This window comes from Streptomyces sp. NPDC111516 (genome assembly GCF_055635345.1).
The window spans coordinates 1-16181 of sequence record NZ_JBVKBV010000015.1 but is presented as its reverse complement, the minus strand read 5'-3'; the positions used below and the strand labels follow the sequence as shown (position 1 = coordinate 16181).

Genomic DNA, 16181 nt, shown 5'->3' with positions numbered 1-16181 from the left:
TATTGCCACACCATGACCTGTTGCGCGCCCGGCTAGGCTCTGTGAGCTGCCTACAAAAGGGACCGCTCATGTCGTTCGCCCCGTTCGACTGGATCGACGACGAGGCGCGCCGCCGCGCGGACGCCGGACTCGTCCGTACGCTCCGCCCGCGGCCCGCCGAACCAGAACTCCTGGACCTCGCGAGCAACGACTATCTGGGCCTGACCCGGCACCCCGAGGTCACCGCTGCCGCCGCCGAGGCCGCCCGCCGGTGGGGTGCGGGTGCGACCGGATCGCGGCTCGTCACCGGCTCCACCGCCCTGCACGCCGAACTCGAACACGAGCTGGCCGAATTCTGCGGGTTCGAGGCGGCTCTGGTCCTGTCATCGGGGTACGCGGCCAATCTCGCCGCCCTCACCGCGCTCACCGGCCGCGGCTCGCTGATCGTCTCCGACGCGGGCAACCACGCTTCGATCGTGGACGGTTGCCGGCTCTCCCGGGCCGAGACCGCCGTCGTGCCGCACGCCGACCCCGGCGCGGTGCGCAAGGCCCTGCAGACACACGACGGCCGTGCGCTGGCGGTCAGCGACTCGGTCTTCTCGGTCGACGGCGACGCCGCGCCGCTGCCCGAACTGGCCGACGTCTGCCGGACGGAGGGCGCCGCACTGCTCGTCGACGACGCGCACGGTCTGGGCGTACTGGGGGACGGCGGCCGGGGCGCGCTCGCCGCCGCCGGTCTCGCGGGCGGCGACGGAATCGTCACCACGCTCACCCTCTCCAAGTCCCTGGGCAGCCAGGGGGGAGCGGTCCTCGGTCCTGCCCAGGTCATCGAACACCTGGTCAACACGGCCCGGTCATTCATCTTCGACACGGGTCTCGCGCCGGCCGCCGCGGGCGCCGCGCTGGGTGGCCTGCGGCTGCTCGGCCGCGAGCCGGAGCGCGCCGAACGAGTCCGTGACGTCGCCACCGCGCTGTACGAGCGGCTGACCGCCGCCGGCCTGACCGCCGTACGCCCAGACGCCGCCGTGGTCTCGGTACGGGCGCCCTCGGCGGACGCGGCGGTGCGCTGGGCGGCCGACTGCCGTACCGCGGGACTCGCGGTGGGATGCTTCCGGCCGCCGTCGGTGCCGGACGGCATTTCCCGGCTGCGGCTGACCGCGCGCGCCGATCTGACCGAGGAGCAGATCGCCGAGGCGGTGGCGATCGTGCGGCGGACCGCTCCCGTCAGCTGACCGAACCCCGGTGCAGGCCGGAGACGAAAGAGGTCCAGGCCGCCGCGGAGAACCGCAGCGGTGGCCTGGACACATCCTTGGAGTCCCGCACGGCCAGCTGTTCGTCACCGAACGGCGCGGCCTCCACGCAGTTGTTCATCCCCGTGCTGCGGCTGCTGCGCCGCCACCGTAACGAGTGCTGTGCGAAGCAATCCGACATGACGCCCCCCTCGGGCGGTCCGGGTTCACTGATCGTCGCGGTCGATCGCGGCGATGAGGTCCAACGAGTGCTGCGGCGACAGCGCGTGCGCCTGCATCGTGCGGAAGGCCGAGCTGTACGCCTCAAGGTCTTCTTTCCGCTCCAGATAGAGGCTACTCGTCAAATGGTCGAGAACTACCACGTCCAGATCAGAAGTGTTCGGAAATGAGAAAATAACGAAAGGTCCGGTGAGGCCGGCATATTCACCGCCCGAGAACGGCAGCAACTGGAGTCGCACATGGGGAAGTTGAGCCACTCGGGTCAGATGACGCAGCTGATTTCTCATCACCCGGCGCCCGCCGACCCGGCGCCGCAGCACCGCCTCGTCGAGCACCGCGCTCAGCCGCAGTGGCGGATCGGTCCGCAGCACCCCCTGCCGGGCAAGCCGTACCTCCACCAGGGAATCCAGTTCGCCGGCGGGCAACCCGTCCAGCGACGCCCGGGTCACCGCACGGGCGTAGTCCGCCGTCTGCAGGAGCCCGGGCACCACCGAGGTCTCCAGGGTGCGCGCGGTCCGAGCCTGGGACTCCAGACTGATGAAGTCGCGGTACTGGGGCGGAATCAGACCGCGATACGCATGCCACCAGCCGGTGCCGCCCCCACCCGCCGAACCCGCCAGTCCCTCCAGGAGCGTCCGCAGTTGCGGGTCGTCCACGCCGTACGCGTCCAGCAGCCGTGCCACATCGGCCGGCCGCACTCCACTGACACCGGTCTCGATCCGGCTCACCTTCGACTGGTGCCAACCGAGCATCCGCCCGGCGTCCCGGCTGGTCAGCCCCGACGCCAGACGCAGACTCCGCAGCTCCTCCCCGAGCTTGCGGCGTCGTACCACAGGACCGTGCTGCATCTGCGGCCTCCCTCCCTCTCCGCTCCTCTTCCTGCCGAGCGGACAGTGTGACGCCCGCATACGGTTTTGCGTGGCTGGGTTCACCGCATTGAGCGATAGATATATGCATATCTTGGTGGATCGCCGCCAGAGGGGGCAGCATCAGTGGCAATCTGGCGCGAAGCGCAACCGGGTCCGATCGCGAGTCGGTCCGGGTGGGAAAGGGACGGCTCGCCATGGCAGACCACCAAGAAGCAAGCATCACTCTGCCGAGCGAGCCGGTGTCGGTCGCGGCGGCCCGGAGATATGTGGACCGGGTACTCACCGAATGGGGCCTGGCCACCGCCACGGAGTTCGCCGACGGCATCCGGCTCATCGTTTCGGAACTCGCGACCAACGCCGTCCAGCACACCTTCGGACAGTCGCCCACCTTCACCGTGGACCTGAGGCTGGAGCGGGAGGAGCAGCTGCATCTGGGGGTGACGGACAGTCACCCGCGCTGGCCCCGGCGGCTGCCCGCCGCCGTTCAGCAGGACAACGGACGGGGCATGGTGATCATCCGCTCTCTGGCCAAGGAGTGCGGAGGCCGGCTCACTGTCACCCCCACCGCCGACGGCGGCAAGACGGTCTGGATCGCGCTCCCGTGGAGCATCCCCGTACAGAACTGACCGGCCTTCCGATCTGCCCCGTTCCCCGGGCAGGCCGACGGCTACGCCTCGCTCGCTGATCGAACACCCGGGATGCCGCGCTAGATTGACGGACCGATTCTTGTCCATAGGCAGTTGGAGACCCTCGGTGACCGAAGTTGTGGTGTTTCACCATGCTCAGGGCCTCACCTCGGGCGTGACCGCCTTTCCCGACGAACTGCGCGGTGACGGGTTCGCCGTGCGTACGCCCGACCTGTACGACGGCCGTACCTTCGACACCCTGGAGGCGGACTGGTGTACGCGGAACAGATCGGCGTCGAGGCACTCGGTGACGGCCGGTTCCACGTCCGGGTGGGCGCGACGGAAGGCGCTCAGGACCGGCGGAAACAGATGGACGCCCGCGGTGGTGAACGTACCGACGCGCAGACGTCCGCCGGAGAGCCCGGAGAGGTGGGCCAGCTCATGGCGGGCCTGGTCCATCTCGTCGAGGATCCGTCGTGCGCGTCCGACCAGCAGCTCGCCGGCGGCTGTGAGGTGGGCCCCTCAGTGGCGGCGGACCAGCAGCGCGGCGCCCGCCTCCCGCTCCAGTTCGGCGGGCTGCTGGGAGAGGGCGCAGGCGCGGTAGCGGCTCCCGAGGGCCTTGCTGCTTGCGACGATCGTCGTGCTGCTCACGTTGGTCTGGTTCCACGCCGTGGCGCTCCTGGTGGACCGGATGGGCCGGTGGCTGCGCAGGCCGCGTACCTCCCGCGCCATCGAGGGCGGCAGTGGCACGGCGCTCACCGCGTTGGGGCCGGTGCCGGCGTCCGGCCCTCTGCTGCACTGAGGTTCTCAGCTGCGCTGAGACCGCGTCAGCGGACCCGACCGTAAGAGACGCGCTTCGTCCAGATCTTCTCCAGCCGGACCACCGCACCGGTCCTCGGTGAGTGCCAGATCTTGCCGTGACCGGCGTAGATCCCCACGTGGTAGACGAAGCGGCCGGAGTGGAAGAAGACCAGATCGCCGCGTTGCCTGTGCGAGGCCGGGATATGACGAGTCTTGTTGTACTGCTGCTGGGCCGTGCGGGGGAGCTTCTTGCCCGCCTTCCTGAACGAATAGACCGTCAGCCCCGAGCAGTCGAAGCGGTTGGGGCCGATGGCCCCCCATCTGTACGGCGATCCCTTCTTGGACGCGGCGACCTTGAGCGCCTTCATGGAGAGGGGCGCCGCTTGGGCCTCCGTTGTGGCGCCCGGGGCGAGCATGGTGCCGCCGACGGCGGCCAGAGTCAGAACCGAGGCCGTACCGGCCCGGGCGAGCAGAGACGGGACATGAACCTGCGCAGTCATGCGCAACCCTTCGTCAGCCGCCTGTGAAGGATGACCTGTCGGGTTCGGGCTGGCGAAGTTGCCCGGCCGCGCTCGGCGGCTTCACCCCGAGGGCCGACCGGAGATCCGGTCGACCCGTTGTGCTCGGGTCCTCCACTCCTGCCGATCCACTTTTGTCGACCAGACATCCGGACGGCGGCAGGACTCGGCGTCCGCCCGGACCGCCCCGTCGCTGTGGCGGGGGCTTGTCGTCCCAGGGATCTTGACTCACCGACTGCCGGATTTCCGAGGAGGAACGACGAATTGTGTGGCTCCTCACGGATGACCCGTTCGGGTGGAGCCGACGGTTTCGGGAGTGCTGACGGTCATTCGGACCGGTCCCCGTACCAGGGGTGGAATCGCAGATTCCGCTCATTGCCCGCCCGGAGAACGCAAGTGGAGAATTCCCTCATGAGAGGAAGTTTCTACGCCGAAAGAGCGAGGAATTTTGATGTGACCACCGGGCGTGTCGCGAAGGGGAGTTGGGTGCCTCCTTCCGGGTGGGGGCAGGGGAGCCGGCTGGTCCCGACCGGCCTGGCGACGAAAGGGTTGATCAACTCGCCGGAGCGGGGGGCAGGGTGACGCGTCCGGCCCGCCGTTCCCCGTCCAGCACCCGCAGCGCCCGGACCAGGGTGGCGGCGTGGATCTGTGCTTCGCCGCGCTCGTGCATCAACGCGAGGGCGTCCCGCAGCGCACCCGCCCGTGAGGCCAGTGCCTGCGCGGCCCGCAGTGCGCCGTAGGTGTCGCTGCCGCGGGCCGGATTGATCCGGCCCAGCTGGTCGAGGACTTCGAGATAGCGGTCGATGAACTCGCCCTCGGCGCACGTCAGTGCGGGCAATGGTGGCAACTCGGATGGCGGCACAGGGCGTTCACCGCGCGCCGTGCGACGGGAGCGACGACTTCCGGTTCTCCACGATGTGGTCCACCAGTCCGTACGCCTTGGCGCCCGAGGCGTCGAGGATGAGATCGCGCTCGATGTCGGTGGCGATCTGTTCGGCGCCGCGGCCGGTATGGCGGGCCAGCAGCGTGGTGAGCATCTCTTGGACCCGCTCCAACTCCCTCGCCTCGATCTCCAGATCGGACGGCTGGCCCTGCACCGGCTCGGTGAGCTCGGGCTGCTGAACGACGACCCGCGCCCCGGGCAGTGCGTGCCGCCTGCCGGGAGCGCCCGCCGCGAGCAGCACCGACGCGCAGGAACCTGCCTGGCCGAGGCAGTAGGTCTCCACCTCGCAGGTGAGGTACTCCATCGTGTCGTAGATCGCCGACATGGCCCCGAACGAGCCGCCGGGGGAGTTGATGTAGAGGGAGATGGGCCGGTCCGGGGCGGCGTGTTCCAGGTACATGAACTGGGCGACCAGATCGTTGGCCGCGGTGTCGTCGACCGGGGTGCCGAGGAAGACGATCCGTTCGGCGAGCAGCTTGGAGTACGGGTCGAGGGTGCGGGTCCCGTTGGTCGTGCGCTCGGTGAACTCGGGCAGCACGTAGCGGGCGGCAGGACGGAACAGCATGAACGATGCCTCTCCTCAGGGATCTGTACGGGATTCGCATGGGCGGGGTCTGCGCAAGCACCTGTAGAAAATGTACAGGACGTACAGAAGGTTATGTGGGAGCACATCCTGGTGATCCACTGAAGTGCCCAGGTCAGAGGTCGTTTTTGCTGTTCGCCGAGGGCAGATATCTCACAAGCTGTCACGACGTCTTCATCATCAGGCTGCTTCGCCCTCACTGAAACCGAGTAGAGAAGTGAGGTGGTCCGAGGCGATGCGGTGGTCCTCGGGGCTCGGGCGGACGTACGCCCGCTTTGTGAAGTTGGCGTTGGCATGCCCGGCCCATGCGGCGAGGGCGACGTCCGGCACGCCGTTGACGGCAAGAATCGTGAGGCACGAGTGGCGCGCGTCGTAGAGCCGGACCTTTCGCAGCTCCAGCTTCCGCTGCAGGGAGTACGCGGCCTCACGCAGGTGGCGAGTAGTGAGCGGCTGGCCGAGGCGGCCGACGAACATGTAGCCAGAGCGCTGATAGAGCGCGCCCATCGACATCTGTTCTAGCTCTTGGGTCACCTGATAGGCGAGCATCGCCTGCTTCACCGGCAGCGGCAGTGTGCGTTCGCTCGCCTCGGTTTTGGTGTCCTTCTCCAGCACCCGAGCGTTGCCGATCATTGTCCTGGTTGTTGGCGGTGATCAGCGTCTCGGCGTCGAAGTCGATGTCCGTCCAGCGTAGTCCGGCGACCTCAGCGGGACGCAGGCCCATGAGGCAGAGTCAGCTGGGCAAACAGGCGTTCGTCCTTGATGCCGAGAAGGAAGTCCTTGACCTCGAGAACGAAACTGGAGCGACCGAGGTCCCCGGCCGGTCCTGGTTCATCGTCCAACTCCTGCGGTCGCGTGTTGAAGTGGCCCGGCCCGAGTGGGACATAGGCGTCGATCTCGTCGCCTACAGGTCCAGGAGTCGGATGCTGCCCATCCAGTTGAAGACGGTCGGGCTCAACGGACTCGCCGTCTTCCAGAAGTATCTGGGCGAGCCGGTGGCCATCTTCTATGTCCTGCTCGGTGACCTGGACGACGGCTCGGCTGGTTGAGCCGAGACCAGCGCCTACCTGCTGACACCCGAGGAAGCCTGGGCTCCACCGACCACTCTGGGGCAGAGCTTCGCCCTCGACCTCGACCCCAAGTTCCGCTTCAGCAGTCTGACTCGGGCGCTCTCGAGAAGTTCGAAGTCCACCGCGTCAGGTCGGGAACCTGGCGAGAACGTCTGGAACCCGCTCGCCCCGCTCCGCAGACCCCTGTCACCGATCGATTGAATAACGTGCCATCAAGCGGCGGTGGGCGACCCATATGGTTCGCCCCCGTTTGTCAGACGCTGTGCCATCGAGGTGTTCCTCAGCGCGTGGCCCGGACCACCCAGCTGCAGCTGAATTCCTCCGTCGGCTACGGGAATTGGGCATACTGATGGAACGTCATGTGAGGGGGAACGCGTGGACGGCGTGTGGTTGTCAGTAGAGGGCGACGATCCGGTCGAGAGGCTGGCGGATCTGTCGGACTGGTTGCGGCATGAGCCAGAGCTTCGGGGGCTGATCACACCGGCAGGCGCCGGGCCTGGACCCAGTGAGTTGGGGACGGTGACCGATGCTCTGATCGTTGCTCTGGGCAGCGGAGGGGCCCTGACAGCTCTTGCCACGTCACTGCGAGCGTTCCTGGCCCAGCCGCGCCGATCGGATGTCCGGATCGTGGTGCGCGCGCCGGACGGGCGCCGTGTGGAGGTGGATGCCAAGCGCGTGGACGATGTCGAGGTGCTAGTCCGCGAGACGCTCCGGCAGGCCGAATGAATGTGCGAGCTGTGGATCCCCGTCGGTCGCGGATCCTTCTGGTCGGGGCTCCCACTTACGATGATCCGAAGCTTCCCGACGTGCCGGTGGTCGCCAGCAACATTGCCGACCTGGCCCAGGTGCTCACCGACCGGCAACTGGGCGGATTCGACCCCACACATTGCACGGCTGCTTCGCCGACAGCCAGCGTCGCGCAGGTCGGCGACCTACTGGGACAAGCAGCTGCGGAGGCCGAGGACCTGCTGCTGTTCTACTACAGCGGGCACGGGTTGCTCAGCCTGCGCCGCCGTGAGCTGTATCTGAGCCTGTCAACCACCCGGCAAGACCGGCTACCGTTCACCGCCTTGCCCTTCGAGGCAGTACGCGACGTCTTTCTGGACAGCAAGGCCGCCGTCCGCGCGGTGATCCTCGACAGCTGCTTCAGCGGCACGGTGATCGGCGAGACGCTTGCCGACGAGGAAGAGACGATCCTAGGTCAGCTGCAGGTCGGCGGAACGTACACGCTGACCTCGGCCCCGGCGAACCGCACGGCGGTGATCCTGCCAGGGGAAGAGCACACAGCGTTCACCGAGCGACTGCTTCGGCTGCTACGTGCTGGCAGCGCACGGGCCGGGGCGATGCTCAGCCTTGGTGACATCTACCGGCATCTGCACATCCAGCTTCGGGCCGAAGGGCTGCCAGCGCCGCAGCAGCGCGGTACCGAAACCGCTGACCTGCTCGGGTTGGTCCGCAATCGCGCTCCCGCGTACTCGCCCGATGCGCCAGTTGCACATGCGTTGCTGGCCGCGGAACGCACAGAGCTCGCCCCAGTTCCCCGCACAATCCTTCTCACTCACGCCGCCACCGCCATGAGGGCCGCACAGGAAGTCACGGCTGCCCGAGTTGTTACAGCCCTGCACAACCGAAAGCGGTATCTGCTGGGCGCGGAGCTCGATGTGGCAGACAGCCAGCCCGAACGCAGCACGGTCTCGGACCGCGTAGATGGTGGGTTTGGGTATCAGCGCCGGCTCGGTGGCTTCGCCACCGAAAAAAGCACCGTTGCGGCGGGGGAACTAAACACGTCTCCGAGCCAGGGCATTTCCTATTGGACGCGGGCCAAGGCCATCGGCGCGTTCACCGTTGGCTTGGTCGTCATCGGTTCACTCATCCTGTCCGCCATCGTCCTGAAGTAACGCCCCCGGGCAAGCGTTGCGGACATGTAGCCTATGAATTGTCGCAGTTCTGAGCGGGTATCTGAACTCCAGCGGTCGCTAATGTCGAATACAAGCGCGGCGTCGATGCCGGCGTCATCAACCAGGGCTTGTTCTATCTCTCGTGGTTGATGGACCACCGGGCCGAGTTCGAGCGTGTGGTCAGCGACCGGCTCGGGGTGACGGCCGCGTCCCAGGTCCTGTGGAGCGGACCGCGCCTGATCTGCATCGCCGGTGACTTCACGCGCTACGACGTACATGTGGTGCGCGAGCACCGGAGGTCGATCGACTTGGTCCGCTACCGACTCTTCGGCAGCGACCTGCTCGGGCTTGAGACCGTGGCTTCCGTGAGCGGCGGCATGCAGGTGGGCCCGCCGGGCGCGTCGCCAGCCGGTTGCTCGGGCGGCGGCCGACGTCCAGGGCGCGTCGATGATGGAGCCGGCGGGCGCGGTCGATGAGGCACTGCTCGGGCTCGGGGACGGTGTGAACCGTGTTGAGCGCAAGCAGTACCGGGCGTATCAGCGTCTGCGGAACTTCGCTTGCTTGTGTCCGCCGCAGCGGAGCAAGCTGCTGGTCTACCTGAAGGTCGACCCGAAGGGCGTCGACCTCGTGCCGGGGTTCACCCGGGACGTGTCGGGTCTCGGTCACCACGGGTGATCTGGAGGTGCAGCTCCTTACGCCGAAGGACGTGGTGCGGGCGCAGGATCTGTTCCGGGCGAGTTGCGCGGCGGCGTGATCGCCTGTGGGCCTCTTGGCCGTTCTTGCTTCGTGGCTGCTCTGTGGTCGTGGGGTGGTGCCTTTCGACGTGCGGGCAGGGCGTGGCGGTGGACTATCAATGGTGCGCGGGATCGACGGTTTGGCTAACCGGCGATCCCGCGCTACGTTGCCCCGCTCTCGCGTGCCGTTGATCAGCGTGAACGGCTGGCAGCGGGACCGACCGCGACCGCCGGAGCGGCCGGCGGGCTGGTGAAGTGTGTCGTCCTGCGTTCGGGGCCCGCGGTCTGCGGGCGGCGAAGGCCGGTTTCTTATGCGGGTGTTATCGGGTTGCTCGCGCAGCGCGGGCGGTGTGCGCGGCCGTGGTGGTCGGCGGGCCGGCGCGGGTGGTTAGGCGCCGGGCGCGGTTGCTGCGGCGGGACCGTTCTGCTGGCGTGCTGCCAGCAGGTGCGAACGGCGCCGATGTCGGCGAGGGATCGGCGGGCGCCGACGACGAGTTGGAACGGGCTGTTCGTCGGGTCGCCGACGTACGCCTCGATGCGCCGGCCAGTGTGATCGGCGGTGGCCAGGAGGGAACGGGAAGCGGCTCGCGATGCCGTCCCCAACCGTGGCGAGTGCGTCGGCCTCGGCTAGCACCGTCTGGACGGGGTGCGGGAGGGAGGCATCGTGGACGGTCCGGACGAGGCGTTCGGCGGCCGTGTGCAGACGGCGGCGGGCGTGTTCGGCCTCGACCATCTGTGCGTAGGCCGGTGCGTGGCGGGGCCAGGGGCAGACCTGGACGAGGGTGTGCAGGTACGAGGCGGTCAGTCCGCGCGCCTGCCCACGTCCCGTGGCGAGCACGCGGTCGAGCCATTTGGTGTTCTTCGCGTGCTCGGCGGGGTCGGGCGGAGGCAGGGTGCTGATTGCGGCGAACAGGGCGGCGTGCGCGGCAGTGGAGAAGGAGTCGGCGGCGATGCCGGTCACGTCGCCGAGACGGTGCGGTTCGAGGAGGAGGGTGCCGAGGAGTGCCTGCTCGACGTGGAACACCGGCTGCGGCGGCGCGATGAACTCGGGGTCGTCTTCGTCGGATTCGGGGGCGTGGGGCATCAGGCGGCGAGAGTGAAGTCGTCGGGGTCGAGGGCGACGCCGAGGTGTGGGGCGAGAAGGTGGCCGGCGAGCAGCGGGGGGTACGGCGTTGCCGATCTGCGAGAACTGCTGTTCACGCGCCGGGCCGCGAGAAGAGCCCGCCGGAGCTCTTCACGAGTCCTGGCGGGTTCTTGGTCTTCGTTCTTGGTTTCGCCCTCGGTTTCGTTCTCGGTGTCGCCGTCGTACGTCAGCGGCGCGTTGTCTCCCGTGCCCGCGGCGCCGCGAGGATGCCGAGCAGACGGGTGACCTCGTGGGCCATCGCCGTCCGCCCGGCGCACGCCGTTCCTTCCTGGAGTCACCAAGTCCTCTTGGTGACTCCTGCGTGTCCATGACGGGTGGTGATGCGGTCGGTGTCACCACTCGTTGTCGTTCCCGGCCCGCAAGACCTTGTTCCAGCCGGCGGGTCCTGTCGTGGAGCGCTGCGGAAGATCGCGTCGCGGCAGCGCGAGAAGCGCGTCCCCGACCATCGGGAACGCGCTCCTCATACCTCGGGGGCTCAGTGCTGCTTGACGCCGCTCAGCTCGTTGGGAGCCTTCGGCAGTTCCGTCGAAGCCAGCTGCTTGCCCGACTCGATGTCGATGGCCAGCAGCTTCTTGCTCGACGGGTCCGATACGTACGCGGTGTGGTCGCGCACGAACAGCGCCGGCCGCGGCTGCTGCCAGTCCAGCGGTTCCTGCCAGGAACCGAGGGCGGAAATCTTCTTGATGACCTTGCCGTTCTCGGGATCGATGACGTGGATCTTGCCGTCGGTGCCCAGGACGAGCGCCTCGCCGTGCGGGCCGCGGGCCAGCGAACGGAAGGTGTAGCTCGTGCCGATGTCGACCAACTGCATGTTGTTCGCCTCGGTGTTGATCAACGACACCTGCTCCGGCCGCTCCAGCTCGGCATCCTTGTCCTTCTTGTAGTCACCGAGAACAATGGGTGACTCGTCGGACCCGGCCTGGTTGCCGATCCGGCCGTACGCCGCAGGGCTCTTCACCTTCTTGATGGCGCCGTCCTTGTAGACCAGGACGCCGTCCTCGCAGCCGATGACGACGGCTTCGCCCTGCGCGGCAGCCTCGCCGTGGACGCCGGGGCACTCCTCGCTGCGGGTGATTTCCTTGCGGTCCTTGCCGAGTACGGCGATGCCGACGCGCTTCTCCTCCGTGCCGAGGGTGGTCACCAGCTCGCCGTTGACGAGCTGGATGGCAACACCGTGGTGCGGAGCGGCGGACTTGTACGTCTCGCTCTTCGGCTTGGTGTCGCCAAGGTTCTTGGGGTCGAAGATATTGACCTCTCCGGTCCCGTCGGTGAAGAGGATCGTTTTGCCCGCGTGGCGCACGACGTGGCCCGGCTTGCTGCCCTCGAACTCGACGTCCGTGAGCTTCTGCTGCACGGCGTCCATGACCCGGAAGCCTGTCGAGGTCGAGACCATCACATGACGGTTGCTGCCTGCGGGGTTGACCCGGTTGAACCCCTCCAGCGATATGTCCTTGGCGAGCTTCAGCGTCGCGCCGTCGAGTATGTACAGACCCCCGTCGTACGTGGTGACGATCGGGTCCTTGACCTGGGCGGCCGACGAGCTCGGCGCTTTGTCCCTCTTCCGGGCAGCGGGCTCCTTGTCGCCGCCGCAGGCGGTGAGTGCGACGGATGTCGCGAGAAGGGCGGTGACGGCGGCCGCCGCCCTCGGGCGTGCTACGTGCTTCATTGCGTGATTTTCCTTTCCGTGGCTGTCGCTGACGACCGGCGACAGCATGGCTATTCGGTGCCCAGACCGGTGGCTATGGAGGTGGTGTTGGCGCGCATCATTTCCAGGTAGGTGGCCGCGCCCTTTCCCTTCTCGGTGAGGGATTCGGAGAACAACGGCACGACGCCGACCTCGATGTCGCTCTCGCTTTTCAGTACCTGGGCCAGACGGTCGGGTTGGGACGAGTCCGCGAAGATCGCCTTCACGCCCGCTTTTTCGATCGCGGTGGCAAGGGACTTGAGGTCCGATGCGCTCGGCGACGCAAGGGTGGTCCCGCTGGGGATCACGGCGCCAACGATTCGGAACCCGAAGCGTTGGGACAGATAACCGAAAACGTGGTGGTTGGTCACCAACTGGCGTTTGTCCGCAGGTATTTCGTCGAACTGTTGGCGCATCCACGCGGTGAGTTCGGCGATCTTCGTCCCGTAGCCCGACGCGTTCTTCTCGACGGCGGCCCGGTCGACGCCCTTCACATGCTCGGCGACCCGGTCCGCGATGAGGCCGACCGCCTTGTGGACCCGCTCCGGATCGGTCCAGAAGTGGGGGTCGGGCTCACCGGCGGTTTCCCCCGACGTGTGGGTGATCGGGTCGACGGCGTCGCCGACTGCCAGAGTGGGGACGCCGGCCGCCTTGGCGGCCTCCACATGGCGCAGGACGTTCTCTTCCAGGCCGAGGCCGTTGTAGACGATCAGGTCGGCCCGTTCGATGGACGCCGCCTGCGGGGCGGAGACGCCGAAGGAGTGCGGATCGGCGTTGGCCTGCATCAGCACGGTCACCTCGGCCTCGTCGCCGACGATGTTGCGGGTGATGTCACCGAGGATGTTGGTGGTGACGACCACTGTGGGCCGGCCCTTGTCGCTTCCCGCGCAGCCGGTGACACCCAGGAGCAGCGCGCAGGACAGGGAGGCGAGGAGGGTGAGGATGGGCAGCGAACGCCCGCGTACGGTCGCGGATGCAGTGCTCATCGGCCGGTCTCCACCATGTACGTCGGGGTGAAGTCGAGGGGGAAGGTCCGGGCGAGCCGAAGGCGGTCGTTGTAGTCGATCTCGTACACCTTCCGTGCCGTGGCATCGTTGACGTACGCGCGGGTGGTGTCGACCTCGATGACGGCGGACGCGACGCCCTTCGGAAGGAGCTCCTTGCGAGCGGTGCGCTTCTTGGTGGTGATATCGAAAGCGGTGAGCGCCCCGTCCTTGCCGAGCGCAAGCAACGGAGCTCCCTCCCCAGCGGTGTTGGCCGCTGCCACCGGGCCGGTTTCGACGCGCGTCCAGGAGCGGTCGGTGACATCGAGGACCCAGACGGCGTCATCACCGGACGTGGCCACGAGGGTGGTGCTGCCCGCCCGGTGACGGAAGTCGGACGCACGCTCCGAGGCGTTCACTGCCTTGCCGTAGGGGATCTTCTCGGCGGTGAACTTCCCCTTGTCCTCACTGACCAGCAGCGCGCCGTCGGCGCATCCGAACACCACGCCGCGGCGGGTGACGGCCTCGCCCCGCACCTGAGCACACGGCTCCTTCAGCGAGGTCACCTGCGCACCGTCCCGGTCGCGGACCTCCACGGCGTCCTGACCGGAGCCCGCCGCTGTGACCAGCAGATGCCCCTGGTAGGGGACGACCGCACCGGCGCCCGCGCTGGTCAGTGCGAGACCGCGGGGAACGGTGCCGTCCTCCAGCTTCTTGCGGTCGAACACCTGCGTGTCACCCTTCGACGAGGTGACCGCGGTGACGGTCCGATCGCTGTGGACGAGAGCGGTGTCCCTCCCCGCGATGGGCCCGACGTCGCGAATACTGGCGCGGTAGTAGTGGACGTGGTCGCCGTGGTCCACCATCCAGGCACCGGCGTCGACGACATGTGTCCCTTCGGCGTTGCTCAGGTAGGCGAACCGACCGTCGGTGCGCAGCCCTTTCACGTGGCCGGTTCCCTTGAGGGACGTGATGTCCTCGGTGACCAGGTCCAGGACCCGGACCGCTCCGGTGCCCGCGCTGGCCAGCACGAGCCGGGACTGCTGCTCGGCGGCTTCTTCGGCTCCCAGGAACTGGACGACCGCCGTCGCGGCGATGGTCGCCCCGGCAGCCGTGTGGAGGTGCCACGACAGCAACAGCCCGATGAACGTCGCGCTCATGCCGAGGCAAGCGGCGCCGATCATGATCACCGGGATGCGCCGGGCCCAGGGCAGGACGGCCGCGGGCGGTGCGATCAGCAGGCCGAAGACCAACAGCGTGCCCACGATGTGGAACGACGCGACGATCGCCAGGGTGAGGAGGACCAGCAGAGCCGCGTGCGCGATACGCGGACGGAGCCCCAGTGTGTGCGCCTTGCGCTCGTCGAACGCCAGGGCCACAAAGGGCCGGTAGCCGAATACGGAGACCAGCAGCGCGATCACCAGTGCGCCCCCGAGGTGAACGAGATCGGCCGAGCGCACGGCAAGCACATCACCGAAGAGGAAACCGGTCAGGTCGACGGCGAACGACTGCGAGCGGGAAACGATGATGACGCCCAGCGACAGCATCCCCACGAAAAGCAGCCCGATGCTGGTGTCCTGGGACAGGCGAGGCGATCGGCCGACGATGCTGACGCCGAGCGCCATGACCGCCGCACTTACGGCCGCACCGAGCAGCAGATCGCCTCCCAGCAGCGAAGCCAGCGCGATACCGGGAAGCATGCCGTGCGACATCGCGTCCCCGAAGAACGCCATGCCACGCAGAACCACCCACGTACCGGCCAGGGCGCAGATCAGCGACACGAGAACACCGCCCCACAGCGCCCGTTGAACAAAGGTCACCTCGAAGGGGCCCATCAACCATTCCATGGAGCGGGACACTACAATGAAAATGATTATCAATACAAAGAGATGTGATGGAAAGAGGTTCGGGAGATGCAGCCGCAGGTAAGGCTCGACGGAGTATCGGCCGGCTACGTGAACCGTTCGGTTCTGACTCAACTCACCTTGCGTATACCGGCGTTCGCCACCACCGCGGTGGTCGGGCCGAACGGCTCGGGCAAGTCCACGCTGCTGGGGGTGATCGCCGGCGTGATCCCGGTGACAGCGGGCGCGGTGGGGTACCGGACTGCTGGGCGCGCGGCATTCGTGGTGCAGCGCAGCAGGGTGGCCGATGTGCTGCCCCTGACGGTGCGGGACGCCGTGGCGATGGGGAGGTGGGGGCGTCGAGGGCTGTGGCGGCGACTGTCGCGGCGGGACTGGGAAGTCGTGGAAACGAGCATGGGCCGGCTCGGCATCGCCTCTCTCGCCCATCGGCAGCTGGGAGAGCTGTCGGGCGGCCAGCGCCAGCGTGCTCTCGTTGCGCAGGGGTTGGCCCAGGAGGCGGATCTGCTTCTGCTCGACGAGCCCGCCACCGGCCTCGATGCGACGGCTCAGCGCCTGATTGTCGATGTTCTGGCTGAGGTGGCGGCGGAAGGGGTCACAGTCGTTCAGGCGACGCACGACCTTGAGGCGGCCAGGGCGGCGGCGCATGTCCTGGTGCTCCAGGAAGGGCGCCTATGGGCGGAAGGGGCTCCGGGGGAGGTGCTCACCGACGGTGCCGTCGAGCGGATCTGGCAGCTGCCCGTCGAACAGCCCGGGGCACGTTACGGGTTCGAGAACGTGCGTCACGCGGCGGCCGCGACAGGCATCTGTCCTGAGTGCCCCGTGGACGATCCGGGCTGAGAGCGGCTGTAGCCCCGCCGTGGGGCGGGGCAACAGGAGACGAGCCGGGCTAGTGTCCTGCGCCGGAGATCCGTCGTTAGTTCCTGTATGAGTGTTTCTGCGGGTGTGCCCGCACCGCGTCGTGGTCCGAAGCTGGAACCGTTGTTGTTGTCCGCTGACGAGCGTGCGGTGTTGGAGCGTT

Annotated in this window: 15 protein-coding genes, 6 pseudogenes and 1 riboswitch; of the genes and pseudogenes, 8 read left to right on the top strand and 13 right to left on the bottom strand. The window is 67.8% G+C overall.

Annotated features, from left to right (window positions below; translation table 11 throughout):
* Positions 1 to 68 precede the first annotated feature (68 nt).
* Complete coding sequence (locus tag ACZ7L9_RS25170) at positions 69 to 1211, top strand: 8-amino-7-oxononanoate synthase (protein ID WP_471418375.1); 1143 nt, start codon at positions 69 to 71, stop codon at positions 1209 to 1211.
* On the opposite strand, the gene ACZ7L9_RS25165 is transcribed toward ACZ7L9_RS25170, so the two are convergent.
* Entirely contained in the window at positions 1204 to 1410 is a 207-nt protein-coding gene (locus tag ACZ7L9_RS25165; RefSeq protein WP_471418372.1) for a DUF397 domain-containing protein, read from the bottom strand. The two genes, ACZ7L9_RS25170 and ACZ7L9_RS25165, sit on opposite strands and share 8 nt — an antisense overlap.
* Before the next feature lie 25 nt (positions 1411 to 1435).
* Positions 1436 to 2296 carry a helix-turn-helix domain-containing protein gene (locus tag ACZ7L9_RS25160; RefSeq protein ID WP_471418370.1) on the bottom strand — a complete coding sequence of 287 codons (861 nt, stop codon included), beginning with the start codon at positions 2294 to 2296 and terminating at the stop codon, positions 1436 to 1438.
* 215 nt (positions 2297 to 2511) lie between these two features.
* Between ACZ7L9_RS25160 and ACZ7L9_RS25155 the strand changes: the two genes are divergently transcribed.
* A complete protein-coding gene (locus ACZ7L9_RS25155; RefSeq protein WP_471418368.1) occupies positions 2512 to 2943 on the top strand; it encodes an ATP-binding protein in 432 nt (143 codons plus the stop codon).
* A 156-nt stretch (positions 2944 to 3099) separates the two neighbouring features.
* On the opposite strand, the pseudogene ACZ7L9_RS25150 reads toward ACZ7L9_RS25155, so the two are convergent.
* Positions 3100 to 3594 (bottom strand): annotated as a pseudogene (locus ACZ7L9_RS25150) (LysR family transcriptional regulator).
* Between ACZ7L9_RS25150 and ACZ7L9_RS25145 the strand changes: the two are divergent.
* Positions 3551 to 3745 (top strand): annotated as a pseudogene (locus ACZ7L9_RS25145) (LysE family translocator); the annotation flags it as partial. The pseudogenes ACZ7L9_RS25150 and ACZ7L9_RS25145 overlap by 44 nt on opposite strands.
* 25 nt (positions 3746 to 3770) lie before the next feature.
* On the opposite strand, the gene ACZ7L9_RS25140 reads toward ACZ7L9_RS25145, so the two are convergent.
* The 4 genes from ACZ7L9_RS25140 to ACZ7L9_RS25125 all read right to left on the bottom strand — a co-directional run bounded on the left by ACZ7L9_RS25140 (position 3771) and on the right by ACZ7L9_RS25125 (position 6418).
* The gene (locus ACZ7L9_RS25140; protein ID WP_471418365.1) at positions 3771 to 4244 is read right to left on the bottom strand and encodes a C40 family peptidase; all 474 of its coding nucleotides are present in this window, start codon (positions 4242 to 4244) and stop codon (positions 3771 to 3773) included.
* A 3-nt stretch (positions 4245 to 4247) separates the two neighbouring features.
* Positions 4248 to 4412: riboswitch (cyclic di-AMP (ydaO/yuaA leader) on the bottom strand.
* A 403-nt stretch (positions 4413 to 4815) separates the two neighbouring features.
* Entirely contained in the window at positions 4816 to 5124 is a 309-nt protein-coding gene (locus ACZ7L9_RS25135) for a hypothetical protein (RefSeq protein WP_471418363.1), read from the bottom strand.
* A gap of 7 nt (positions 5125 to 5131) precedes the next feature.
* Positions 5132 to 5767 (bottom strand): ATP-dependent Clp protease proteolytic subunit, encoded by a 636-nt coding sequence (locus ACZ7L9_RS25130; protein ID WP_471418682.1) that lies wholly within the window; start codon positions 5765 to 5767, stop codon positions 5132 to 5134.
* A gap of 201 nt (positions 5768 to 5968) precedes the next feature.
* Positions 5969 to 6418 carry a tyrosine-type recombinase/integrase gene (locus ACZ7L9_RS25125; protein WP_471418361.1) on the bottom strand — a complete coding sequence of 150 codons (450 nt, stop codon included), beginning with the start codon at positions 6416 to 6418 and terminating at the stop codon, positions 5969 to 5971.
* A gap of 89 nt (positions 6419 to 6507) precedes the next feature.
* On the opposite strand from ACZ7L9_RS25125, the gene ACZ7L9_RS25120 reads away from it, so the two are divergent.
* The 4 genes and pseudogenes from ACZ7L9_RS25120 to ACZ7L9_RS25105 all read left to right on the top strand — a co-directional run.
* Entirely contained in the window at positions 6508 to 6834 is a 327-nt protein-coding gene (locus tag ACZ7L9_RS25120; RefSeq protein WP_471418359.1) for a hypothetical protein, read from the top strand.
* 396 nt (positions 6835 to 7230) lie between these two features.
* The gene (locus tag ACZ7L9_RS25115) at positions 7231 to 7581 is read left to right on the top strand and encodes an effector-associated constant component EACC1 (protein WP_471418356.1); all 351 of its coding nucleotides are present in this window, start codon (positions 7231 to 7233) and stop codon (positions 7579 to 7581) included.
* A gap of 11 nt (positions 7582 to 7592) precedes the next feature.
* Entirely contained in the window at positions 7593 to 8753 is a 1161-nt protein-coding gene (locus tag ACZ7L9_RS25110; protein ID WP_471418354.1) for a caspase family protein, read from the top strand.
* An 83-nt stretch (positions 8754 to 8836) separates the two neighbouring features.
* A pseudogene (locus ACZ7L9_RS25105) lies at positions 8837 to 9507 on the top strand (DUF5655 domain-containing protein); the annotation flags it as partial.
* 300 nt (positions 9508 to 9807) lie between these two features.
* On the opposite strand, the pseudogene ACZ7L9_RS25100 reads toward ACZ7L9_RS25105, so the two are convergent.
* The 6 genes and pseudogenes from ACZ7L9_RS25100 to aztB all read right to left on the bottom strand — a co-directional run.
* Positions 9808 to 10571: pseudogene (locus tag ACZ7L9_RS25100) on the bottom strand (DnaB-like helicase N-terminal domain-containing protein).
* Positions 10571 to 10682: pseudogene (locus ACZ7L9_RS25095) on the bottom strand (DNA cytosine methyltransferase); the annotation flags it as partial. The pseudogenes ACZ7L9_RS25095 and ACZ7L9_RS25100, both read right to left, overlap by 1 nt.
* A gap of 424 nt (positions 10683 to 11106) precedes the next feature.
* The gene (gene aztD, locus ACZ7L9_RS25090; RefSeq protein WP_471418352.1) at positions 11107 to 12297 is read right to left on the bottom strand and encodes a zinc metallochaperone AztD; all 1191 of its coding nucleotides are present in this window, start codon (positions 12295 to 12297) and stop codon (positions 11107 to 11109) included.
* 50 nt (positions 12298 to 12347) lie between these two features.
* Positions 12348 to 13301 carry a zinc ABC transporter substrate-binding protein AztC gene (aztC, locus tag ACZ7L9_RS25085; protein ID WP_471418349.1) on the bottom strand — a complete coding sequence of 318 codons (954 nt, stop codon included), beginning with the start codon at positions 13299 to 13301 and terminating at the stop codon, positions 12348 to 12350.
* A complete protein-coding gene (locus ACZ7L9_RS25080; protein ID WP_471418347.1) occupies positions 13298 to 14026 on the bottom strand; it encodes a hypothetical protein in 729 nt (242 codons plus the stop codon). The genes aztC and ACZ7L9_RS25080 overlap by 4 nt, the downstream gene beginning before the upstream one ends.
* 265 nt (positions 14027 to 14291) lie before the next feature.
* Positions 14292 to 15145 (bottom strand): annotated as a pseudogene (gene aztB, locus ACZ7L9_RS25075) (zinc ABC transporter permease AztB); the annotation flags it as partial.
* A gap of 66 nt (positions 15146 to 15211) precedes the next feature.
* Here aztB and aztA point away from each other — a divergent pair.
* Complete coding sequence (gene aztA / locus ACZ7L9_RS25070; RefSeq protein WP_471418345.1) at positions 15212 to 16000, top strand: zinc ABC transporter ATP-binding protein AztA; 789 nt, start codon at positions 15212 to 15214, stop codon at positions 15998 to 16000.
* The last annotated feature ends 181 nt before the right edge of the window (positions 16001 to 16181 follow it).